This window comes from Deltaproteobacteria bacterium (assembly GCA_026129095.1).
GTDB lineage: Bacteria > JAGRBM01 > JAGRBM01 > JAGRBM01 > JAHCIT01 > JAHCIT01.
In genome coordinates, this window is record JAHCIT010000002.1 from 109,566 (window position 1) to 131,682 (window position 22,117).

At 61.7% G+C, this 22,117-nt stretch carries 19 protein-coding genes; 6 read left to right on the forward strand and 13 right to left on the reverse strand.

Annotated features, from left to right (window positions below; translation table 11 throughout):
• Positions 1-3: 3 nt before the first annotated feature.
• Both KIT79_02940 and KIT79_02945 read right to left on the reverse strand, forming a co-directional pair.
• The gene (locus tag KIT79_02940) at positions 4-2,289 is read right to left on the reverse strand and encodes an Rne/Rng family ribonuclease (GenBank protein MCW5828250.1); all 2,286 of its coding nucleotides are present in this window, start codon (positions 2,287-2,289) and stop codon (positions 4-6) included.
• Positions 2,290-2,332: 43 nt separating this feature from the next.
• Positions 2,333-3,442, reverse strand: a complete 1,110-nt coding sequence (locus KIT79_02945) for a metallophosphoesterase (GenBank protein MCW5828251.1) — start codon at positions 3,440-3,442, stop codon at positions 2,333-2,335.
• Between the two features lie 420 nt (positions 3,443-3,862).
• Here KIT79_02945 and KIT79_02950 point away from each other — a divergent pair, with 420 nt between their 5' ends.
• The 3 genes from KIT79_02950 (at position 3,863) to KIT79_02960 (ending at position 8,370) form a co-directional block, all read left to right on the forward strand.
• On the forward strand, positions 3,863-6,133 hold the full coding sequence (locus KIT79_02950) for a 4Fe-4S dicluster domain-containing protein (GenBank protein MCW5828252.1): 2,271 nt from the start codon (positions 3,863-3,865) through the stop codon (positions 6,131-6,133).
• Between the two features lie 95 nt (positions 6,134-6,228).
• Positions 6,229-7,581 (forward strand): acetyl-CoA carboxylase biotin carboxylase subunit, encoded by a 1,353-nt coding sequence (locus KIT79_02955; GenBank protein ID MCW5828253.1) that lies wholly within the window; start codon positions 6,229-6,231, stop codon positions 7,579-7,581.
• A gap of 12 nt (positions 7,582-7,593) precedes the next feature.
• Complete coding sequence (locus KIT79_02960) at positions 7,594-8,370, forward strand: enoyl-CoA hydratase/isomerase family protein (protein MCW5828254.1); 777 nt, start codon at positions 7,594-7,596, stop codon at positions 8,368-8,370.
• On the opposite strand, the gene meaB is transcribed toward KIT79_02960, so the two are convergent.
• The gene (meaB, locus tag KIT79_02965) at positions 8,371-9,315 is read right to left on the reverse strand and encodes a methylmalonyl Co-A mutase-associated GTPase MeaB (GenBank protein MCW5828255.1); all 945 of its coding nucleotides are present in this window, start codon (positions 9,313-9,315) and stop codon (positions 8,371-8,373) included.
• Between the two features lie 140 nt (positions 9,316-9,455).
• On the opposite strand from meaB, the gene KIT79_02970 reads away from it, so the two are divergent.
• Both KIT79_02970 and KIT79_02975 read left to right on the forward strand, forming a co-directional pair.
• Complete coding sequence (locus KIT79_02970; GenBank protein MCW5828256.1) at positions 9,456-11,987, forward strand: helicase; 2,532 nt, start codon at positions 9,456-9,458, stop codon at positions 11,985-11,987.
• Between the two features lie 14 nt (positions 11,988-12,001).
• Positions 12,002-12,313 carry a DUF503 domain-containing protein gene (locus KIT79_02975; protein ID MCW5828257.1) on the forward strand — a complete coding sequence of 104 codons (312 nt, stop codon included), beginning with the start codon at positions 12,002-12,004 and terminating at the stop codon, positions 12,311-12,313.
• Positions 12,314-12,315: 2 nt separating this feature from the next.
• On the opposite strand, the gene KIT79_02980 is transcribed toward KIT79_02975, so the two are convergent.
• From KIT79_02980 to KIT79_03015, 8 genes are all read right to left on the reverse strand, one after another.
• Positions 12,316-12,885 (reverse strand): isochorismatase family protein, encoded by a 570-nt coding sequence (locus KIT79_02980; GenBank protein ID MCW5828258.1) that lies wholly within the window; start codon positions 12,883-12,885, stop codon positions 12,316-12,318.
• Positions 12,886-12,914: 29 nt separating this feature from the next.
• Positions 12,915-13,244 (reverse strand): DUF971 domain-containing protein, encoded by a 330-nt coding sequence (locus KIT79_02985; protein ID MCW5828259.1) that lies wholly within the window; start codon positions 13,242-13,244, stop codon positions 12,915-12,917.
• Between the two features lie 84 nt (positions 13,245-13,328).
• The gene (dnaB, locus tag KIT79_02990; protein MCW5828260.1) at positions 13,329-14,807 is read right to left on the reverse strand and encodes a replicative DNA helicase; all 1,479 of its coding nucleotides are present in this window, start codon (positions 14,805-14,807) and stop codon (positions 13,329-13,331) included.
• A 272-nt stretch (positions 14,808-15,079) separates the two neighbouring features.
• On the reverse strand, positions 15,080-15,541 hold the full coding sequence (rplI, locus tag KIT79_02995; protein ID MCW5828261.1) for a 50S ribosomal protein L9: 462 nt from the start codon (positions 15,539-15,541) through the stop codon (positions 15,080-15,082).
• Between the two features lie 122 nt (positions 15,542-15,663).
• Positions 15,664-16,572 carry a DUF2232 domain-containing protein gene (locus KIT79_03000; GenBank protein MCW5828262.1) on the reverse strand — a complete coding sequence of 303 codons (909 nt, stop codon included), beginning with the start codon at positions 16,570-16,572 and terminating at the stop codon, positions 15,664-15,666.
• 79 nt (positions 16,573-16,651) lie between these two features.
• Complete coding sequence (gene rpsR, locus KIT79_03005) at positions 16,652-17,041, reverse strand: 30S ribosomal protein S18 (GenBank protein ID MCW5828263.1); 390 nt, start codon at positions 17,039-17,041, stop codon at positions 16,652-16,654.
• Between the two features lie 68 nt (positions 17,042-17,109).
• Positions 17,110-17,586: a 30S ribosomal protein S6 gene (rpsF, locus tag KIT79_03010; protein MCW5828264.1), complete on the reverse strand. Its 477-nt coding sequence runs from the start codon at positions 17,584-17,586 to the stop codon at positions 17,110-17,112.
• A 195-nt stretch (positions 17,587-17,781) separates the two neighbouring features.
• Positions 17,782-18,180, reverse strand: coding sequence for a hypothetical protein (locus tag KIT79_03015; protein MCW5828265.1), 399 nt, complete (start codon positions 18,178-18,180; stop codon positions 17,782-17,784).
• Positions 18,181-18,293: 113 nt separating this feature from the next.
• On the opposite strand from KIT79_03015, the gene KIT79_03020 reads away from it, so the two are divergent.
• Positions 18,294-19,379, forward strand: a complete 1,086-nt coding sequence (locus KIT79_03020) for an Mrp/NBP35 family ATP-binding protein (protein MCW5828266.1) — start codon at positions 18,294-18,296, stop codon at positions 19,377-19,379.
• Here the strand turns inward: KIT79_03020 and uvrC are convergent.
• Positions 19,376-21,346 carry an excinuclease ABC subunit UvrC gene (gene uvrC / locus KIT79_03025; protein MCW5828267.1) on the reverse strand — a complete coding sequence of 657 codons (1,971 nt, stop codon included), beginning with the start codon at positions 21,344-21,346 and terminating at the stop codon, positions 19,376-19,378. The genes KIT79_03020 and uvrC overlap by 4 nt on opposite strands.
• 21 nt (positions 21,347-21,367) lie before the next feature.
• Positions 21,368-22,114 (reverse strand): hypothetical protein, encoded by a 747-nt coding sequence (locus KIT79_03030; protein ID MCW5828268.1) that lies wholly within the window; start codon positions 22,112-22,114, stop codon positions 21,368-21,370.
• Positions 22,115-22,117: the final 3 nt, after the last annotated feature.

The window sequence follows — 22,117 nt, forward strand, 5'->3', positions numbered from 1 at the left end:
GGGTTATACCGCCGCGCCGCCAGGCCGGGCGCCTCCGCGCCCGCGTCCTCCGCGGCGGCCACCGCGCCGCCGGGGCCGGCCGCCAGCAGCCTGCTTTACGGCCGAATCCAGCGCCCGGTTGACGGCATCCTCATCTTCCTCGTCGTCGGCGAGATCCCCGTCATCGCCCGCTTCGGCTTCTCCTGTAACGGAACCGCTCCCGCCTTCGCTGTCCGGCGAGCCGGCTGATCCCCCGTCTGAACCGTTGCCCCCGGCTGCCGCAGCGTCTTCGGGATAACTTTCATCACCAATCGGGACCGCTTCCTCGTCATCGGTGGCAAAACGGTCATCATCAAATGCCGGACGGACGGCCTCCACGATCTCGCGGGGCGTCACGCTTTCCCGCGCTGGCTCCCGCGGCGGTTCGCCGTGGCGGCGGACCGGCTCCGAAGGAAACGGATCGTATATCGAATCGCTGGCTTCCCCGGCTGCATAGGATGAGATCATGCGGCTCTCCCGCTCGCGCCGTTCGCGGCGCCGTTTCTCGCGGGCGGTTTCCGTGCGCCCGCGGCCCGGCTCCCGATGCTGCCTTGCACCCCTTGGCTCCCGTTGATCACGGGGGCCAAGGTCATCCGTTCCACCCTGCCGTCCGGATCGGGGCGGGGCCTGCGGCGGTGCCTCGTCCTCTATCGCTTCTTCTTCCTCGTCGCCTTCCTCACTGGCAACCGCAAGGGCATCCTTCAGGGTCACCGCACCCTCCGCCCCTCCCGGGCGGACCTGCTGGCGGGTGACCACCTCTTCAGGATGATCCTCGAAACGGAATGCCTCCGAAGTACGCTGGACCGAGAGCTCTTTCACATGCGCCGGTTCAATGACGATTTTCACCCGGCCTTCAATTTCCAGCTTCCGTATTTCGTAACGCTTCTCGTTCAGAAGATAGATTGCCGCATCGTGCGGAACCTTCGCATCAATCAGCGTTCCTTCCTTCGATGACGCCACTTCCAGTGCCAGCGCCCGCAGCACAGCCATCGCCTCGCGGACCGGATTGCGGACCCGGCCCACGCCGCCGCAGGCGGCACAGGGTGTCCAGCCGGCGGTGCCGCCAGCCGTGCGCATGCGCTGGCGAAGCAGCTCGATCGTGCCGAACTGTCCGATCCGGCCGAGCGTAATCTGCGCCTTGTCCGTTGAGAGCGCCTTCGACAGTGCGCCCTGCACTTTCATGCGATTCTTGCGGTCCCGCATGTCTATAAAGTCGCAGACAATGATGCCGCCCATGTTTCTCAGGCGAAGCTGGCGGGCGATCTCGCCGGCGGCCTCCAGATTGGTCTTGAGCGCCGTGTCCTCAATGGTCCGCTCCTGGCGGGTCCGGCCGGAGTTTACGTCGATGGCCACCAGCGCTTCCGTCTGGTCGATCACGATTGATCCGCCCGAAACCAGCGGCACCTGCCGTGTCATCGTGTTCTCGATCTGTTCCTCGACATGGTACCGGGTGAAAAGCGGAACCCGCCCATCGTAGAACTTCACGCGGTCAACGAACTTCGGCAGGGTCAGCTCGAAGAATGCCTGAACCGCCGTATAGGTCTCCTGCTCATCGACCCACACTTCCTCAATGTCGTCGTGGAAGTAGTCGCGGACCATCCGGAGCGCCACACCTTCCTCACGGTACAGGAGCCCCGGACCCTTCTTGCCGGCATAGGCCTTCTGGATGGCCTTGAACAGCCGCTCCAGATTCTTGAACTCTCGCTTGAGCTCTGCCGTGGTCCGCTCCAGCCCCGCTGTGCGTACGATCACCGAGGTGTCGGGTGGAAGGTTTAAACCGGCTATCTTCTCCTTCATCCGGTTACGCTCGCCTGAATCCTCGATCCGGCGCGAAATGCCTCCACTGCCCTCGGTTTGCGGCAGATAAACAAGAAACTGGCCTGGCAGCGCGATGTAAGAAGTCAGTGCGGCACCCTTCTGTCCGATCGGATCACGGGTCACCTGCACCAGCAGTTCCATCTTGGGCTTGACGCCCTCATCACCGAGCGGCTGAAGCGCGCTCGCCTTCTTGCTCCGGCCCTGCCTGGGCACCGCGACAAGCGCTCGCGGGTTGACCTCATCAAGCGGGAGGAAGCCATTGCGGTCACCGCCATAGGTGACGAAAGCCGCCTGTATGGCCGGTTCGATATTCACGACCTGGGCCCGGTATATATTTCCCTTGATCGAGTTCCCTTCGCCGACCTCGATATCCAGGTCTTCCAGACGGTCCTCGTCGAGAATGGCGACCCGGACTTCTTCGGTCTCGGCCGCGTTAATCAGCATGCGTTTCATGATGTTCCTTTCTGTGTGTGCATCCCGCCGGAACCGGACCGTCTCAATCGTTCGGTTCGCAGTTCCAGCGTGTGCGCTCGAACCGGCAGCGGTCCAATACCGCGCCAGCCGTGTCTTTGGATTCCATGACCGCACCGTTGTCAGACAACTGGACGGTCACGAAACCGAGGGTTTCGAATATGGTCCGGCCCACCACGTCGGGAGGCCGTTCCCTTTGGCCCGAATGCCAGTCACTGCCGGCGTGGCCGGCAGTGACGTAAAGGATTTCGGGTTCAGTCAGCTTGAGATTGCGCTCATAAAGATGGCTATGCCCGGCAAGGACGAGCCTCACCCCTGCCCGCCGGAGCCGGGGCAGCAGAACCGACGCAGCCGGCTCATGCGGCCCCCACTGCCCGGCCCACGTGACAACCGGACGGTGAAGCATGAGGATCCGGAACTCGCGCAGCGGCCGCCCAAGCACCTCATCGAGCCAGGTCAGCTGAGGCGAACCGTCGTCCAGCCATTCGTCGGTAGCAACCACGATGATCTCCGCAGGCCCGCGCACCATGCGGAACCATCGCTCGTTGCCGGGTAACTCAAAAAAGTCGTGAAACTCCTCGGCAGCGTCTTCGTGATTGCCCATCGCCGGGACAACCTCCGCTTGCATCAGCAGCGGGGCCAGGGGACCGAAAAAGGCCGTGGCGAACAGTGAGCGATCACCCGGATAGTTCACCAGGTCGCCGGTATGCAGAATCAGGTCGAAACGCTCCTGGGACGCCGCCCGGGCCACGCTGCGGGCCCGATCGGCATAACGGCGGCTGTCGCCGAGCACGAGCACCTGGAGAGTCTCGGTCGCTTCGGGAACCGGACGAACGGTCGCGGTAACCACCGAAGCAGTCGTATCGACTGCCTGGGGCTCGATCCGCACCGTATACCGCTGACCGGGCTCCAGACCGGACAGTTCCAGATGCCGCAGACCTGGTGTAGCAGCGAGGTCGCCCGTAACTTCGGCGGCCGGATCGACGGTTATTTTCACCGGGACCGGCTGGCGCGTCTTGAACCGCAGGATGGCCTTGTCGCCTTCGACCTGCTGCCAGTAGGGCGGAATCACAAAACCGGGCCAAGGATCGGGCGCGAGCACTGTCCCCAGCGCGACAGCCCCAGATAGCGCCACCAGTGACACCACCAGAACCAGAAGCTGGGTAACGCCGTACGATTTCAGAAGCGAATCTCTTTCCGTACGGCTTTCTATTTATACCCGGTGCTTCAGGAAGGGGGCCGCCGGTCCGGGCTTCACGTCAGCCGGGGCGCGGGAACGCACTTCATGAACGGTATTCGGTACCGGGATATCCGCCGCACGCCTTCGTCCGGGCATTCCCTCCTGCACCCAAACTGTCGCAGGAGTCCCGGCCGGAGCCATCCAGAACCATCAAACCCGAAACTTCGTTGACGGTTCGGGGGGCCTGTGATAACCAGCCTTCCCGAGGGTCACATCCGGTTCGGATGCACATAGACCCTTGGAAACGCTTGCGTTTTCACGGCGCCCATCGCCCGAGTGTCTACCACCCCCAGTCTCCGGAGGCAACTAGGTCCCATGGCGAACACTTATTCCAAGGAAAACTACCAGAATCATCAGAAGAAAACCGAACGCGATGCCGTCAAGCGGATTGGCAAGGACAAGGTCCAGGAACTGCCGCCGCATGCACTGATCGGCGAAAAGGCGATTTCCAAACCTGAGTTCTTCAACCTTGCAACGACCGAGAGCGGGCTTTTGGCCGTCAAGGGCGGGCTCTATCTCGGTTTTGTCATTTCGATGGTGTTTTTCATCAAGGGGTTCTGGGCGATGATTTCCCGGTGGCGGAAAGCCAGCGGGAAGTTTGACCTGAGTGACATCGGCCAGCGGGTGAAGGACTTCCTGGTATACGGCATGCTCCAGAAGCGCGTATCCGAGCGCCGGCTGGCCGGGATCATGCACCAGATGATCTTCTACGGCTTCATCGTGCTGTTCATCGGAACCACGATCGTCGCCATCGAGTACGATATCACCCGCAAGCTGGACGAGCACTTCGGCACCAGCCTCGCCTTCTGGCATGGTGATTTTTATCTCGGCTACTCGTTTTTCCTCGATGTGATGGGACTAGTATTCATCCTCGGTCTCGGTATCGCCCTGTACCGCCGGTTCATCAAGAAACCAAAGCATCTGGAAACTTCCGTTGATGACCTACGGATCATCGGCATGTTCGGCGCCATTGCCGTCACCGGCTACCTGCTCGAAGGTGCCCGCATCGCCCTCGTGGACGAACCGTTCCGGGCCTGGTCGCCCGTTGGAAGCTGGACCGGCTACCTGCTGACCGCCATCTTCGGCGAACCCGGCACGCCAACCGGCTTCCGCGCATGGGACCAGGCCCCTTACTGGTTCAACGGACTGGGTTATTTCCACAATTCAATCTGGTGGATCCACATGGTCCTTGTGTTCGGATTCATCGCCTATATCCCGTACGGAAAACTCGCCCACATCATCACCTCGCCGCTCAACATCTTCCTCCGCACCCACAAGCCGACGGGCAAGATGGTGACACCGTTCCAACTGTTCAACTGGAAAAAGGACGCCGACGGCAACGAAGAGTTCGAAATGCGCGAGGATATGGAGGAGTCGGAGTTTTTCGCCGGTTCATTCGGCAAGATCGAGGATCTGTCGTGGAAGCAACTCCTTTCCGTGGACGCCTGCACCAAGTGTGCCCGTTGCACGACCGAGTGCCCGGCCACGGCCGCCGGGCGGGATCTCTCACCCATGCATTTCGTATGGAACGTGGCGGGTTATTCGGCCAAGTACATGAATACACCCCTCGACCAGCGCCCCTCGCTGGTTTCCGATGACGCCATTCATCCGGAAACAGTCTGGTCCTGCACGACCTGCAACGCCTGCGTCACCGCCTGCCCGGTCTTCATTGAGCATGTAGACATGTACATGGGCATGCGCCGCCACATGGCGAATGAGGGCAACCAGTCGCCCCACATGATCGAGACCATGAAGAAGATGGAGAACAACAAGAACCCCTGGGGCATGGCCCGCGGCGACCGCATGGCCTGGGTCAGCGACTCGCCGGTGAAGCCCGTTACGGTCGAGCAGCAGCCCGAGTTCGACGTTCTCTACTGGATCGGCTGCGCCGGAAACTACGACTCCCGCAATACGGAAGTTACCAAGTCGGTCCTGAAGCTCCTCGAAATGGCTGGCGTGAAATACGCTGTGCTGGGCAAGGAAGAGGGCTGCACCGGCGACACGGCCCGGCGGCTCGGAAACGAGGGGCTGTTCCAGCAGCTCGCCATCGAGAACATCATGATGTTCAAGATGACCGGCGTGAAGAAGATCCTCACCCAGTGTCCCCACTGCTTCAACACGTTCAAGAACGAGTATCCCGATCTTGGCCTCGAAAATGTTGAGGTGGTTCACCACTCGGAATTCCTCGACGAACTCGTCAAGGGCGGCAAACTCCGGCCCAAGAAGAAGATCGAGGAAAAAATCACCTACCACGACTCCTGCTACCTGGGCCGCCACAACGATAACTACGACCACCCCCGTTCGGTGCTGGAGGCTTCCGGTGCGGAGCTGGTGGAGATGAAGCGGTCGGGAGAGCGCGGCTTCTGCTGCGGCGCCGGCGGGGCGAACATGTGGTACGAGGTGAAGGAAGAAGAGAAGATCAACCGCATCCGCGTGAATGAAGCGGCTGAAACCGGCGCCCAAACCGCGGCGACCGCCTGCCCGTTCTGCATGGTCATGTTCCAGGACGGCATCAAGACCACCGACCGGGAAGAAAACTTCAAGCTGAAGGATATCTCGGAGATCCTGCTCGACGCCTGCAGCTGAGGGGATAGGCCCGTCTTGCCTTCCATTGGTCCCTGTGACTACACAGGAGGCATACTGAATGAACAATCATTCAGTTTCGGAAGGGGCGACGACCGATGATCCGCAAGCTGCTGGTGGCCAACCGGGGTGAAATCGCATGCCGCGTGATCCGAACGGCAAAAAAGCTCGGGATCAAGACCGTCGCAGTCCATTCGGAAGCCGACGCCAAGGCACCCCATGTGGAGATGGCTGACGAAAGCGTGCTGATCGGACCGCCCCCTCCGCCACAAAGCTACCTGAACACAGCCGCAATCCTGGAGGCCGCAAGGAGGACCGGTGCCGATGGTGTGCACCCAGGGTATGGTTTCCTCTCGGAAAACGGCGACTTTGTCCACGCCGTTCGTGGCGCCGGTCTTGTCTTCGTTGGTCCCGAAGCCGATGCCATGCACCAGATGGGAGACAAGGGCGTCGCCCGCCGGATCGTGCAGGCGGCAGGAGTGCCCACCGTGCCGGGTTCGGCCGGAATCGTCCAGACCGCTGACGATGCAAAGCTGGAAGCCGACCGGATCGGCTATCCCGTCCTGCTCAAGGCAGCGGCAGGGGGCGGCGGCATCGGCATGACGCTGGTGAAGTCAGGAGATGAAATCGTCAAGGCGTTTGAAAGCTCTTCTTCCCGCGCCCAGAAGGCATTTGGCGATGGCAGCCTCTATATCGAGAAATTCATCGAAAATCCCCACCATATCGAGGTGCAGGTTTTCGGCGATACGCATGGCAGCGTGATCCACCTCTTTGAGCGTGAATGCTCGGTCCAGCGCCGTCACCAGAAGATCATCGAGGAAACACCCGCCCCGCTGCTCATAGGCCGGAACGACGTGCTCGGGAAAATCTTTGACGCGGCGGTACTGGCGGCGAAGGCGGTCAACTACACGAATGCCGGAACCATCGAGTTCATCGCTGACGAGAAGGGCAACTTCTACTTCATTGAAATGAATACCCGACTCCAGGTCGAACACCCTGTTACCGAGGCCGTGACCGGGCTTGATCTCGTGGAGTGGCAGCTCCGCGTGGCTGTCGGAGAAAGACTCCCCCTCGCGCAGAGCGAGGTGAAACGTTCCGGCGCGGCGGTCGAATGCCGCATCTGTGCCGAAAACCCCGCGAAAAACTTTTTCCCGGCCCCCGGCAAGATCGATGAGCTGGTCTGGGGCGATGGCATGCGCGTGGATACCGGTGTCCGGGCAGGATCGGAGATCACGCCCTTCTACGATCCGATGGTCGCGAAGGTCATTGGCCACGGAGCGACACGGAGCGAGGCGATAGACCGGCTGTCCGCCGCCCTGGACAAAACGGTGATCAAACCGCTTCAGACGAACCTGAACCTCCACCGGCATGTGCTGAGGGAGGATCGGTTCCGCGCCGGGAAATACGACACCAACTATCTCGCCACCCTGGACCTGAAACAGCTCGCCTGAGAGGGATTTTTCATGCCGAACTTTACGTCGCTCCTGTATGAAGTGGACGGGCACATCTGCACGATCACGCTGAACCGCCCCGAAAAGAAGAACGCCCTGTCCCAAGCCCTTACGAACGAGATCATCTTTGCGCTGGAAACGGCCCGGGACGATTCCAGTGTCCGGGTGATCGTCCTGACCGGTTCGGGCGGCGTGTTCTGTTCAGGCGCGGATTTGGGAGGCATGGCCGATTCCCAGAAGTCTGACATCCCGCATCGCGGGTCGTTTCCCGAACTGCTGATTGCCCAGCGGACCTGCGGAAAGCCGATCATCGCCAAGGTCCGCAAATACGCCCTGGCGGGCGGGCTGGGGCTCATGATGGGCTGCCAGTTCGCACTGGCCGAGGACACCGCACAGTTCAGCACCCCGGAAATTGACCGTGGCATCTGGCCCATGATGATCATGGCCAATATCTTCCGGCATGTGCCGCGCCGCAAGGGACTCGAAATGTGTCTTTTTGGTGAACGGATAGACGCCAAACAGGCCGAGAACTGGGGTGTTATCAACAAGGCCGTGCCGGCGGACCAGCTTGATGCTGAAGTGGCGTCCTGGGCCCAGAGGCTGGCCGAGAAATCGCCCATCGCCATGAAGTTGGGGCTCAACGCCTTCTACAAGCAGGAGGCGATGGAGTTTGATGCGGCGGTAAAATATCTCTCAGGTGAACTTGCCAAGGTGATCAACACGGAGGACGCCCGCGAAGGAATCGCCGCGTTCCTCCAGAAGCGCAAGCCGAACTTCAAGGGGAAATAGCTACCGGTCCGGAAAAAGTACTTTTGCAAGCGCCGGGGAATCGGCCAGAACCTTCAGGGCCGCCTCATAGGGATTCAGCGCTCCGGCGCGCACCTCGGACGCAAGCTGGCCGAGTACCCCTCCAGCGCCCGTGGCGGCTTTCAGCCGGTTTTCCATTTCATCCCGGACAATTTCCACGAACTGGGCGAGCCGCTGCTCGGCACGCTTCTGCTCGCGGGCGGGCGTGTCGCGGGTCTTCTCCAGATGCTGCCCGAATGCACCGGCGATCTCATCCACACCCTGGTCGAGCGACGCCGCCGCGAGCAGCACCGGAACCGTCCAGTCGGGATTGTCAGACAGATGGACCATCAGTTCCAGTTCCACCTTGATCCGCTCGGCCCCGTCGCGGTCGCACTTGTTCACCACGAAGATGTCCGCGATCTCCATCAGCCCGGCCTTCATCGTCTGGATGGTGTCGCCAGCCTCGGGCACCAGAACCACGACCGTCGTGTCGGCCAGCTCCATGATATCCAGCTCCGTCTGGCCGACGCCGACGGTTTCAATCACTATCAGGCCGTAACCGGCCGCGTCGAAAACCCGCACAACGTCGCGGGTGGCCCGTGACAGCCCGCCATGCGCGCCACGGGTACCGAAACTCCGGATGAAAACACCTTCGTCCAGCGAATGGCTCTGCATCCGCACCCGGTCGCCCAGAATGGCCCCGCCCGTGAACGGGCTTGACGGGTCGATGGCGATAACGGCCACCTTTTCACCGTGGCGGCGAAAACGCGCAACCAGCCGGTCGGTAAGCGTGCTTTTGCCAGCACCGGGCGGACCGGTAATACCCAGCACTTTCGCCCCGCGGCTGCGGCGATAGATCTCCGCCAGCAGCTCGCCGGAACCCTCCGACCGGTTTTCCACCAGCGAGATCAGCCGGGCCAACGCCCGCCGGTCTCCAGCCAGCATGGGATCGAGAAGCGGATGGGCCACGAGCACTCTTTCAGCCCCGGCAGCCGTCAGGGTGCCGCATGGCGAGCCTGAACCCTAGCATACGCCACGTCCGGTCAACCTTGCCGGACCCGTTTCTCCGTGCATACTCGCCCGTAGTGTCCCCAGTTCCCGATCCACCCTGGACTCCTTCCGCACAAAAGTCGCTCCGCGCCGAGATCGCGGCCAGCGGCGGCAATGAAGTCTATTTTCTTGCCCGCATGGATGAAGCCGGCCGTATTTTCTGGGCAGAGCCGATGGCCAGAGGCGGCCCCGATTCAGTGCCGGCGCCCCAGCTCCGTCCGCAATCGGGCGAAGCCGTCGTGCACAATCATCCTGGCGGGAACCTCCAGCCATCGGAACCTGACCTTGAAATTGCATCCCAGCTGGGCGCACGGGGGGTCGGGTTTTTTATTATCGATAGCGAAGTCACCCGTATCTACCGGGTTGTGGAGCCGTTCCAGGAGGCAGACGCCCCGCCACCTGATATTGAGGCATTGCGCGGCACTTTTTCCCCGGGTGGCGGACTGGCCAGGGCATTCAGCGGTTTTGAGCCCCGCGAGGAACAGGGACGCATGGCCGAGATGCTGACGAATACCTTTGAATTGAAAGGTATCGCCGTCGTTGAGGCCGGAACCGGTGTCGGCAAGTCACTCGCCTATCTGGTCCCGGCCCTCGACTGGGCGCGCCGCCATGGGAAGCGTGTCGCCATCTCCACAGCCACGCATACGCTTCAGCAGCAGCTCGTGGAGAACGACATCCCCCTGCTGGAAAAGGCGACCGGAGCACCCGTGCGGGCGGCGACGCTGATGGGGCGGTCAAACTACGTCTGCAAGCGCAAGGCTGCAGAACTGTCCCGGCAGGAAACGCTGGAACTGGATGATGAGGCGTCCGATGCCGTCCGGGAACTGGCGCGATGGGCGTCGGCAACTCCTACCGGCGAACGGCGGGACTTCGGCTCCAGCGTCAGCGAAACGGTCTGGGAAAAAGTCGCCTCCATGACGGACCAGACGCTGCGGACGAAATGCCCTTTCTACAACGAATGCTTTTACTATCAGGCCCGGCGGAAGGCCGCTTCATCCGAGCTCCTCATTGTCAACCATCATCTCCTGCTTTCAGACCTGGCGCTCAAGACCGAGCTGGACCAGTTTTCTGATGCGGCCGTCCTCCCGCCGTTTGAGGCCGTCGTGATCGACGAGGCCCATCACCTGCCTGATACCGGAACGACGGCGGCCTCAACGACGCTTTCCGCCACGCGGATGGCCAAGGTCTGCCAGAGACTCGTCTCCTCGAAAGACCCGTTGAAAGGGCTGCTCGCGCAGTTTGAAACCCGGATAAACCGGTCCAGTGAACCCGGCGAACCGAGGGTGGCCTTGCTCAAGGCGGCCGGCGAAGTCCGCGGCCAAGTCATCCGCGTCCGCGATACCGGGCGCAAGGTGTTCGACCAGTGGTTCGACACATTCGACGGCATGCTTCCCTCCGGAGAACGCGGCGGACGGTACCGCAAGCTCCGGATCACCCGGCGTGAGCGCAGCCTCCCCAGCTACGGGGAATCGGTCGAAACCCCCGCACGGGAGCTGATGACCGAGCTGGTGCGGCTTGCCGGACTGCTGGAAGCCCTCACCCGGAGCGTGAAAGGCGACAGTCCTCTTGGCAAAGAGACGGAGGCAAATCTTGTCGAAATGCGTTCGCTGCAGGGAAGGCTGGAACTGGCCGCCGAAGACCTGGCCATACTGCTTACTGACGACGACGAATACTGCACCTGGGTAGATCTCGATGCCGACAACCACCGGGTGACACTGCATCGTGCACCAGTCGATCCTGGTCCCTTTCTGGACAAGGCCATATTCAGCCAGCCATCCGTCGAAGCAGTCGCACTGACCAGTGCTACCCTCGCCGTGGCCGGGAAATTCGCCAATTTTGAACGGCAGTCTGGGCTCATCCGGAGCAGGCAACCTGAACGACGGACCGAACTGCTGCTCACCAGTCCGTTCGATTTCGCCCGTCAGGCAATGCTGGCGACACCGGGCGACATTCCCGATCCCAAGTCGGACCTGTTCGCACTGAAACTCGCCAACTGGCTGCGGGAGCTTCTTCTCGCTTCCCGGGGTCATGCCTTTGTGCTGTTCACGTCCTACCAGCTCCTGGAGCGGACATTCCGGGAACTGGAACCGGTGCTTTCGGCGGCAGGCCTGACGGCCCTCCGGCAGGAAGCCGGCCGCAAGGGCCGGCTGGCCGATCAGTTCCGAAACTCGGCAAAACCGGTCCTTTTTGCGACGGCAAGCTTCTGGGAAGGCGTGGATATTCCCGGCGACCAGCTCCGGCACGTCATCATCACCCGGCTGCCGTTTACCGTGCCGTCGGAGCCAATTCAGGTCGCCCGCGCCGAACGGATCAGGAAGGAGGGCCGCTCGGACTTTGACGAAATGTCGGTCCCTCAGGCGGTGATCCGGTTCCGGCAGGGGTTTGGTCGCCTGATCCGCTCAAAAACCGACAGGGGCGTGGTGACGGTCCTGGACTCACGGATAGTCACCAAGCGTTTCGGAAGGGTTTTTACCGATTCGCTCCCGCCCGTCCGCCGGTCCAGCGGAAAATGGGAACAGGTGATTTCCGACGTCAGGGATTTTTTCAGGACGTTCCCGGACGAGTGACTATACTCTGCCGGATGGCCGTACAGGTTGGCATACTGACCGTCTGGCTCCGGCTGCACGGCGCCGGTTCACTCAAGGACAAGCGCAAGGTCGTGCGGTCCATCCTTGACCAGACACGGCGGGCGTTCCGCTGTTCGGCGTCAGAAACCGATCTCCACGACCATCATACACAGGCGGAGCTGACTTTCGCCGTGGTCGGCGGCGACGCGCTTGCCTTGCGGGCATTGCTCGACCGGATGCTCGAATATGTGGAGGCCCGCTGCATCCGGCATGGAGCGGAACTGACCGACCAGGCCTCCGACGTCGACCGGTGGCAGAACGCCTAGCGTCATTTCACCAGTTTCGAGACTGCCCTGAACTCGTCCGTGCCGGCCCTGCCAAGGAGCTGGAACACGGCGCTTTCGGCCGTCGTCACAACGGCTCCAGCCCGGTCGCACTGGCGCAGCCCCGTCTTCCAGTTGAGCTTGCGCCGGGAGAGACACGCATCGGCAATGACATGGACCAGATAACCCTTTTCCAGCAGTTTCAGGGCGGTCTGATAGACACAAATATGGGTCTCCATGCCTGCAAGAAGGACGGTGGGCCTCCTCAATCCTTCCAGCACATGCATGAATTCGGCATTGTCCGGGCAGGCAAACTCGGTCTTTTCAATTGCCTTGAGTGTAGGGAAGGCCTCTACCACTTCCGGAATGGTGCGGCCGAGCCCCTTGGGATACTGCTCGGTTGCCACCACTGGAATGGAAAGCACCCGGGCCGCCTCCAGCAGGATACGCACATTCTGGAGTGCCCGTTCCCGATGGGCGGTATCCATGACAGCAAACAGACGCTCCTGATAGTCAACCACCGACAGCACCGTCCGGGAGCGGTCCAGTTGCAGAGACTCAATAACACTGGGCATCGGGAAGCATTACCTCTCTCGACGGGGAATCAGTGATGATGCGGAATGCATTCGGCGCACTGGCAGTCCCGGCGGAGCGCATCCATCGTGTAAATGGCGTCGTACCCGTCCGACCAGCTCACCATCATCCGTCCGTCGGCTACCTTCACCTTGAGTGGCCACGGTTTGGCCTGACCAGCTCCGGCCAGCGGTGACTTCTGGCTCGGACGGTCAAAGGGCGGCGGCTGAAGCACCCGCAGCTGGTCATAGGTAAAGATCGAATGGTGCCCGTCGTCCCAGTGAACATCGAGCGCGTAGTTGCCAAGCCCCTGACAGGTCCTGATCTTGAACGGGTTTGAAATCTGCACCAGCTCGGCCATGGGCGCGCTCCAGTTGAGACGGCTTTACCCGCTCTCCGGCGGGGGAGAATACCCGTCGGAACCGGCGGGACAAGTCTGCGACCCTTATTCCTCGGCCGGTACCGAATCATCAGGGAAATCGCCCTTGGCGCGGTTGGTGAACTTCGTGATCTCCTTGAGGTAGGTCAGGTTCACGTCATCCGTGGGGCCGTGCCGGTTCTTGGCGACGATGATCTTGGCAAGGCCAAGCCACTTCTTCTCCTTGGCAACTTCATACGGCACAAACATTTCGGGGCGATGGATCAGCAGCACGACATCCGCATCCTGCTCGATGGCACCTGATTCGCGCAGGTCCGAAAGCTGGGGTTTCTGATCGTTTCGCTCGGTGGATTTCCGGTTCAGCTGCGAGAGCGCCACCACCGGCCACTGGAGTTCCTTGGCCAGCATCTTCAGGTCGCGGGAAATCTGGCCGACGATGTCATTGCGGCTGGCGTTCCGCGAGGTTCCCGGCGGACCATCCATGAGCTGCAGGTAATCTATCACCACCATGCCAATCTTGTGGTACCTGCCAGACTTCTCGACCTCGCGCTTGATCCGGCGGGCGCGGGCGCGGATGTCGAGCGTCGACACCCGGCCGTTGTCGTCCACCCAGACCGGAGACTGGGAAATCACATCGGCGGACGAAACCAGGCGCCGGTATTCGGTTTCATGCAGCCCTCCCCGGCGCGTCAGGTTCTTGGTTGACATCCCGGTCGAGGACGACAGCATCCGGAGCATCAGTTCGTTGGAACTCATTTCGAGCGAAAAGACGACGACAGGATGCGGCTTTATCTGCTGGTAATCCGGCCGTTCGGGGTCCAGCCCCCTGGAGGCCGCATGGGCGACCGCGTTCATCACGAATGACGTCTTGCCCGATCCGGGCCGTCCGGCAACGACAACAAAGGCTCCGGGCTGTAGGTTCGACAGGATTTCATCCAGATCGCTGAAACCCGTGGCGACTCCGGACTCTTCGTTCCGGTCCCAGCGGGCCGTGATCTCCTCGAAGAGGCCCTTGAACAGGCCTCCCACGTGCGGGACGTTTTCCTTGGTGCGCTGCTGGCGGATATGGAGGATGTTCTCCTCCGCCTCGTCAAGGAGCTGTCCGGCATCCGAGTCGGGCTGATAGGCGCGCTCCCGGATCTCGCCACTCACCTGGGCCACTGTTCGCTTGATCGAGTTATCCCGGATCAGGCTGGCGTGATAGCGGATATCGACGATCGTAACGGCCCGCTCGGCCATCGACTGGAGATGCAGCCGCCCGCCCACCTGCTGCAGGACGCCGAGCGCTTCGAGCCGGGTGGCGAGCGATACAAGGTCGATCGGGGACTTGTCCCTTTCGAGCTGCCGCATCGCCTCGAATATCTGCCGGTTGAAGGTTGAGTAGAAATCGCCGGGTTCCAGGAAATCGATCTGGTCGAGCGCGGCATTGTCGAGCAGCACCGCACCCAGCACCGCTTCCTCGGCCTCGGGATTCGCCGGGGCCTGCAACGGAGCACCCGCCTCCCGAGCACCCTGACGATTGGTAACCAGTCTCAGTTCGTCCATGACAATTCCTGCTGATCCCTGTTTGAACGGGTATCCGTCTGCTGCCCGCTGACGAGAGCCCTGCTTATACTCCAACTGTCCGGATGCGGTTGCAGACAAGGTTGTGGATGGGGTGTGAGCAAGCAGATTTTTTCACGGAATAACTCCCGGAAAACCCCACCTGCCATCAGGTTACACCAGGCATATGTCAGGGCGTGACATACGTATAACGCACATAAACGCGAAAAGGCGGCCTTATGGCCGCCTCTCCATCCGTAAATCCGGTTTCCGGCTCAGGCGTCCGGAGTTTCTTCCGGCGCCACCGTGACGAGAATTTCGACCGAAAGTTCGTGGTGGACCCTCACTGGCACCCGGAAATCGCCGAGCTGCTTGATCGGCGAGGCGACCTTGATGTCGCGGCGGTCAATGACGGCAAAGCCCTTCTTGTGAACCGCTTCGGCAATATCGGCAGCGCCGACCGAACCGAACAGCTTGCCGCCCTCGCCGGCCTTGGCGCGGATTTCGACATGCAAATCCTTGAGTTGCTTGGCGAGCAGTTCCGCCGAGGCCCGGACCTTGCGAGCCTTGTCCTCCGCGACCTTCAGTTCGTGCTTCATCTGGGCGACCTTGCCTTCGTCGGCCACCACGGCGAGACCCCGCGGTATGAGGAAGTTACGGGCATAACCCGGCCGTACATCCACGACCTTGCCGATCTGGCCCAACGTTTCGATGTTGTCTTTCAGAATCACTCGCATGAGTACTGCTCTCCACCCTAAAACCGCCCGGCTCCGCAGACAGCGGCCACCAAACGGAAGGCGGACCTTGTAGCTGCCGCCGGGTCCGGCGTCAAATCTATTGTAATATCAACTGGTTATTCTCACTCTTGGCCGGTCTTGGAACGGCCACCGGACAGCCTTTTCCGGTAGTCGGCCCACAGGTCCGTTACCCCCACTCCCAGGACCACCGGAAAGAGGGTTACCAGGACCAGCCATGACAGCCAGCCGGGAATTCGGACCGACCGGAAGAAAACGGCCACGACCACCATCCCCTGCGCGACATATAACACTGCAAATCCATAGAGAAACCCCAGTGCGACGTAATACTCCTGCCAGTAGCCGTCCAGCAGCCCCAGCACGCCGGTAACGGCGGCCAGCAGCAGTGCCGGAACCATCAGCCAATCCGGCCACCGAAAGGCGCGGAGCGTTTCCTCTGACCAGACGCCGCTGTACCGGGCGAACTGGGCCATGTAGGTAACCTGCCATGCGGCACATCCGGACATGAACAGTCCCGGCATGAGCAGCGTCCGGACATGAAGCTGGTCCCCCTGCTGAAGGCGGAACTCCCGCGCCTGGTCTTCGGTGAGAGTTCCCTGGAGCATCTGGAACCGGATTGCTTCCTCGATGGCGGACTCCAGTATCTGCCGGAGTGCCGGGTAGAATTCATCGCCCGCTTTCAGCGCAAAGGCCGCGACCAGTACACCAGCCGGCAAAATCGTAATGGCGAGTGTCCTGCATGCGAACGGGACGAGAAGCCGGCCTGTCCGGGCCTGTTCCCCCGCCATGACGCCGAAGAGGAATACGGTTCCGGCGGCCATCATGCCGCCAATTTCTCTCAGATCACCCGGAAACAGAAGGCCACCGGCCAGCCCGCTGGCGACGGCCGCTATCGACAGGAACAGGTAGCCGGCCTCACGGGGACGGCGCTGCACGCCCAGCGCACCAATCACCGGCAGCGCCACCAGCGCGATCATGTGCAGGATGAACAGCAGGAATCCGGCCGCGAACATCAAAGCCGCCTCCAAACACAAAACCGGCGGCTTTCACAATGGAAAACCGCCGGTCGCAGCGGACAAACCCGGCCAGCCGTCAGCGCCGGTTGGCCTCACCCACGGGGAGCAGTGCCATGTTCCGGCCCCGCTCGATAGCCACCTTGAGCTGCCGCTGATGCTTCGAGCAGGTGCCCGAAATGCGGCGCGGGACGATCTTTCCACGCTCACCCACGTAGTTACGCGTCGCGCGAATGTCCTTCCAGTCGATGTACCGGGTCTTGTCCACGCAGAACCGGCACACCTTCCGGCGGCCGAACCCGCGGCGGCCGCCCTTCTTTCCACCCCGTTCTCCACGGTCCCCTCGGTCTCCTCGGTCTCCTCGGTCTCCACGATCGCCGCGATCCCCACCACGATCCCCACGGGGAGCCCTCTCACCACGCGGAGCGCGTCCTTCACCATCACCCTGTTTCATCTCTTCTTCAGACATGGATCAAAACCTCATTCAGACAAAGTCCCCTTGAGTCCGGGGAGCAGATAGTTATTGTCAGACCCGGGCTATTCGGCGGCTGATACCTCGTCACCGCCATCGCTATCGGCACGTTCGGCACGTTCGTTGCGTTCGTTGCGTTCGCCACGGTCCTCCCGGTCGCCCTCATCGAACGCCTCGCGCCCGGCTGCGCGCTCCTTTTCGGCTTCAGCACGCGCCTTGGCCCTGCGCTCCAGTTCGGCGAAATCGGGCCGTTCTTCGGGCCGGATGATGATGTGCCGCCAGGCGTCGTCGGTGATCTTGAACGTGCGGTCCAGCTCGGTCACGCAGGCCGGCTCGGCTTCGAAATAGAAGACCGTGTAGTGGCCGCGCCAGTTCTTGTTGATCCGGAAGGTCAGGCGGCGGCTGCCCCAGTCCTCCGAGTGAACAATGGAACTGCCGAACTTCTTGAGGACTGATTCGATCCGCTCGCGCAAGGGAGCCCTCGCCGCCTCGTTCTGGTCGGGCGGCGAAATGAGCATGCACTCATAGATATGCTTCGCCATTCGTCTGTGTCTCCTTTCGGTCACCGTCCGGAAAAGTCTGGGCCGGACGGCGTCCCCCGGGATCGCGCCTGGGCCGCCAAATGGCGGGCGGCCACTGAAAGGCCCCGGGGGCAAGGCGGCCGGTCCATAGTTGTTCCAGCCACAAAGCGCAAGGCTGGTAAAGCAACGCTGGCGAAACCTGTTAATCCGCTGTGATTACTGGCGTTTTTCCGTTCGGCGCCCGATCTTGTAGCTGACGAGCCGGCAGCCGGGACGACCGCCCTCCATCAGATCCGGGCTGGCATAGCCGATCGTCGAATAGCGAAGCATGATGAGCCGGGCATCTTCGAGGATATCGCAGTTCTTTTCCGTAAGTTCCGGCCAGGCGGGATCGCTCGACAGGACGAATTCTGCCGTGCAGCGGTCGCCGATCAGGGCTTTTGACACCCGGCGGACCTGTCCAACCGTGCGGTTCGCCTCGCTGGTAATACGCATTTCCTTTTTCACGGCCCGGCAGGCATCGCCCTCCAGCGTCACTCTCCGCACGTATCCGGTCCGGCTGCACCCATGCACCAGTGTCATTACCGCTAACAGCAGTGGCAGTCTCCGTCCCATGACCGGGAGACAGGATACCCCTTTGCCGCCCCGGAGGGAACCGGCCATCAGGGTTGACTGACGCGCCTCCGGTGGCCAATTGAGATGCGGCCTTAAGGCCCGGAAGGAACACCATGCCCGCCGTTACCCAGGAAGCCGTCCTCAATTCGCTCAAGTCCATTATCGACCCGGATCTGGGACGGGATATCGTCTCCCTGGGTTTCGTGAAGAATATCCGGATTGATGGCAGCAATGTCGCCTTCACCATTGAGCTCACGACGCCGGCCTGTCCGGTCAAGGAAAAGTTCCGCGCGGATGCCGAGGCAGCGGTAAGAGCGATAGGCGGCATATCGAAAGTGGACGTGGAAATGACCTCGAACGTCCGTTCGTCCACATCAGCCGCCCAGCAGAATCCGGCCCCGCAGATCCGGAACATCATTGCCGTCGCGTCAGGGAAAGGCGGCGTGGGGAAATCGAGTGTGGCCGTGAACCTGGCCCTTGCCCTTTCCCAGCAGGGAGCGCGAGCGGGGCTCATGGATGCCGACTTCTATGGACCCTCCATCCCGCAGATGCTGGATGTCGGCAAGCAGGATCTGCGGCAGGTGGGCGACAAGATACTTCCCGCCCGCAAGTACGGCATCGAGATCCTTTCATTCGGATTCTTTATCGACCAGCGCGAACCGGTCATCTGGCGCGGGCCGATGCTGGACGGCGCCATCCGGCAGTTCTTCACCGACGTCCAGTGGAGCGAACTGGACTATCTCGTCGTTGACATGCCGCCGGGCACGGGCGACGTGCAGCTCTCGCTCTGCCAGCGTGTGCCGGTGACCGGAGCCGTCATGGTAACCACGCCGCAAACGGTATCCCTGAATGACGTCTACAAGGGCGTTGCCATGTTCCAGAAGGTAAACGTGCCTGTGCTCGGTGTGGTCGAGAACATGAGCTACTTCGAATGCCCGAGTTGCCATACCCACACGGAGATTTTCGACTCTGGGGGCGGGCAGAAACTCGCCGACGAAACCGGCACCCCGCTGCTCGCCCGCCTGCCAATCCTGCTGCCGATCCGGAAGGGTGGTGACAAGGGAGTGCCCGCCGTGGCCGATCCGGTTAACACGGCCGAAATCCGCGCCTTCGGAGAGCTGGCCCAGAAAGTCGCCGCACGCATCTCCACGCTCCAGGCGACCCAGGCACCGCCCAATATCCAGATCGAGATGGGCTAACGGGCTGACTGCTCTCCCGGGTGGAAATATTCATAGACGGCCCTGGCCAGGGTGGCCGGGACACCTTCAACTGCCTTCAGGTCTTCAACCGAGGCCTTCCTGATGCCGTCAATGGAGCCAAAAGCCTTAAGCAGTCTCAGCCGCCGCGAAGGGCCGACGCCGGGTATCCGGTCCAGCTCGGAACGGAACCGGAGTTTTTCACGCAGTTTGCGCTGATACTGGATTGCAAAGCGGTGCGATTCGTCCCGCAAATGAACGAGCAGCCGGTATTCGCCGGAATGGGGATCAAGCGGTCGCGGTTCCGCGTCCCCCGGCCGGAACACCCTTTCATCCGAACGATCGATGGAACGGTCAGGAGACTGGCCCGATGACAGTCTTCCTCTCTCCAGTACGCGAGACTTGGCAAGTGCCGCGAGATCCGGAGCATCCGGCCGCGAACTGATGCCAAGCGCCCCGGCCGCACGCACCAGTTCTGCGAGCTGCCCCTTGCCGCCATCGACGATCATGAGGTCGGGAAGCCTCCACTCGTCATCGGGATTTGCACCGGCACCCGGCACCCTGGCAAGACGGCGTGCCAGCACCTCGCGCATGGCACCATAGTCATCGCCGCCCTCCGCCGTGCGGATCTGGTATTTACGGTAAAGACGGCGCACGGGTTTTCCCATGTGGAACACGACCCGGCTCGCCGCCGTCGAATCGCCACCCAAATGTGAAATGTCGTAACACTCTATCCATTCGGGCAAACGGCTGAGGGCCAGAAGCTGGCGGAGCCGTTCGAGCATCTCGCGGATCTTTTCGTCCTCGGCACGGCGTCGCTCCAGCGCCTCACGGGCATTGCGGTTCGCCAGTTCGACCAGTTTCGCCCTTTCCCCCCGCTGGGGCACGATTACCTCAACCGGACCGCCGCGCTGCCGGGCAGCCACGCGGGAGATGGCATCCGCGCCTTCGACCTCGAAAGGGAGGAGTATTTCCTCCGGCGCGTAGCTTTCCGAACCGTAGTAGCGGGCCAGAAACTGCTCCAGCACCTCCTCCGGTGCAAAACCGTGCATCTCCACCGGAAGCGACCGCGTCTCCATGAGCGAACCGCCCCGCACAAACGCCATCTGGATCATGCCGCTGGGACCATCCCGGTAAAATCCGGCAACGTCCCTGTCCACCAGATCCATCGACACGACCGGGTGCTTTTCTATCGTCTCCTCGATGGAACGGATCTGGTCCCGGAGTTTCGCTGCCTTCTCGTAATCTGTCGCCTCGGCCGCCCGGTCCATCTCGGCACGCAGACCATCCAGCACGGTACGTCCCCGCCCCGAAAGAACCAGATTCACCGACTTAACCCGCCGGGCGTAGTCTTCCGGACTGATCAGCTCCACACAGGGAGCCGTGCAGCGGCCGATGTCATGCTCAATGCATGGCCGGGTGCGCCGTTCCAGTTCCGAATCGCTGCATGTCCTGAGCCCGAATGACCGCTGGAGAACGTCGAGTGCCTCGCGGGCCACTGCCGCCGATCCATAGGGCCCGAAATACTTCGCCCCGTCCCGAACCGGACGCCGCATCGGCACGGCACGAGGCCAGGGATGCTGCATATCCATCCGGATCACCAGATGGCTCTTATCGTCCTTGAGTTCGATGTTGTACCGGGGCCTGTGCTTCTTGATCAGCGTGTTTTCGAGAAAGATCGCCTCGTCCTCGGTCCGGGTTACAACGGTATCGATCCTGCGTATCTTCGGAACCAGAAACCGGACCTGGAATCGTCCGTCGTCCGACCGCTGGAAATAGGTCCGGACCCGATTCCGGAGCACCTTCGCCTTGCCGATATACAGGATCACTCCATGCTCATCACGAAACAGGTATACGCCGGGCTCCTTCGGCAGCTTGGATGCCTCGGCGAGCAGCCGGTCGCGCGCATCGGCAGAAGCATCCGGAACGGATGTGTGCGTTTCCGTCTGATCTCGATCCGAAGGGCTCACAGGGCCATCATAGCCGGGAAATCAGGCCCGGATAACGGCAAGCACATCGCCTTCTGTGCTCTCCGCAGCTCCTGACTCAACAAGCCGCCGGGCCAGCATACGGCCCGATTCTCCCGAGGCGATTACGGCGATATCCCGTGCCGGAGAGAACCGCCCAACCAGGGTGACAAACCCTTCCAGGTCCGCCTGCACGAGCACCGCTGTTTGCTTCTCGCCGATGACAAGCAGGGGATAGCGACCGATCTGCTCTTCAAGCCCCAGCAAGGTAAGCTCCTGTTCCCTCTGGAGATCAAGGACGGAGGACAGCGCCGGCCGGGCCCTCCACCATTGACGGAGGAAGCTTGCCGTTGCGGCCGAGGCAAGTCCGGCGAGCCCGTGCGGGATATAGCGGTCGAACAGCTCATCCCAGCCCATGAACAGGAGCGGCAGCGGAAAGAGCACCAGCGCGGCAATCCAGACCTGTGCGACATTCCACAGCAGCTGGAACTGCGATTCCCTCAGATCACCAGCCATTTCGGCCGTCTGCGCCAGCTGGATCCTGGTTGCCTGGAAATCCGCCTTCCACGCAGAGAGATCCGCCTCCGTCACAAGAGCGTCCAGCTCGCGCTCCAGTGCACCAACGGAAGTCGCCTCAAGTGCCCATGTGTTCCCCTTGGCAGAGATTCCCTCTCCCCGGATCCGGCGGATCAGCGTCAGGTTGCTGCCCAGTTCCACCGACCGGGCCTCGACTGCAACAGATTCATCCGCCAGTTCAATCGCTATCCGCACGCT

Coding starts and splice junctions, on each gene's coding strand:
- KIT79_02940 (MCW5828250.1), bottom strand. CDS start 2,289: ATGAAACGCATGCTGATTAACGCGGCCGAGACCGAAGAAGTCCGGGTC.
- KIT79_02950 (MCW5828252.1), top strand. CDS start 3,863: ATGGCGAACACTTATTCCAAGGAAAACTACCAGAATCATCAGAAGAAA.
- KIT79_02955 (MCW5828253.1), top strand. CDS start 6,229: ATGATCCGCAAGCTGCTGGTGGCCAACCGGGGTGAAATCGCATGCCGC.
- KIT79_02960 (MCW5828254.1), top strand. CDS start 7,594: ATGCCGAACTTTACGTCGCTCCTGTATGAAGTGGACGGGCACATCTGC.
- meaB (MCW5828255.1), bottom strand. CDS start 9,315: ATGCTGGCTGGAGACCGGCGGGCGTTGGCCCGGCTGATCTCGCTGGTG.
- KIT79_02975 (MCW5828257.1), top strand. CDS start 12,002: ATGGCCGTACAGGTTGGCATACTGACCGTCTGGCTCCGGCTGCACGGC.
- KIT79_02980 (MCW5828258.1), bottom strand. CDS start 12,885: ATGCCCAGTGTTATTGAGTCTCTGCAACTGGACCGCTCCCGGACGGTG.
- KIT79_02985 (MCW5828259.1), bottom strand. CDS start 13,244: ATGGCCGAGCTGGTGCAGATTTCAAACCCGTTCAAGATCAGGACCTGT.
- dnaB (MCW5828260.1), bottom strand. CDS start 14,807: ATGGACGAACTGAGACTGGTTACCAATCGTCAGGGTGCTCGGGAGGCG.
- rplI (MCW5828261.1), bottom strand. CDS start 15,541: ATGCGAGTGATTCTGAAAGACAACATCGAAACGTTGGGCCAGATCGGC.
- KIT79_03000 (MCW5828262.1), bottom strand. CDS start 16,572: ATGTTCGCGGCCGGATTCCTGCTGTTCATCCTGCACATGATCGCGCTG.
- rpsR (MCW5828263.1), bottom strand. CDS start 17,041: ATGTCTGAAGAAGAGATGAAACAGGGTGATGGTGAAGGACGCGCTCCG.
- rpsF (MCW5828264.1), bottom strand. CDS start 17,586: ATGGCGAAGCATATCTATGAGTGCATGCTCATTTCGCCGCCCGACCAG.
- KIT79_03015 (MCW5828265.1), bottom strand. CDS start 18,180: ATGGGACGGAGACTGCCACTGCTGTTAGCGGTAATGACACTGGTGCAT.
- KIT79_03020 (MCW5828266.1), top strand. CDS start 18,294: ATGCCCGCCGTTACCCAGGAAGCCGTCCTCAATTCGCTCAAGTCCATT.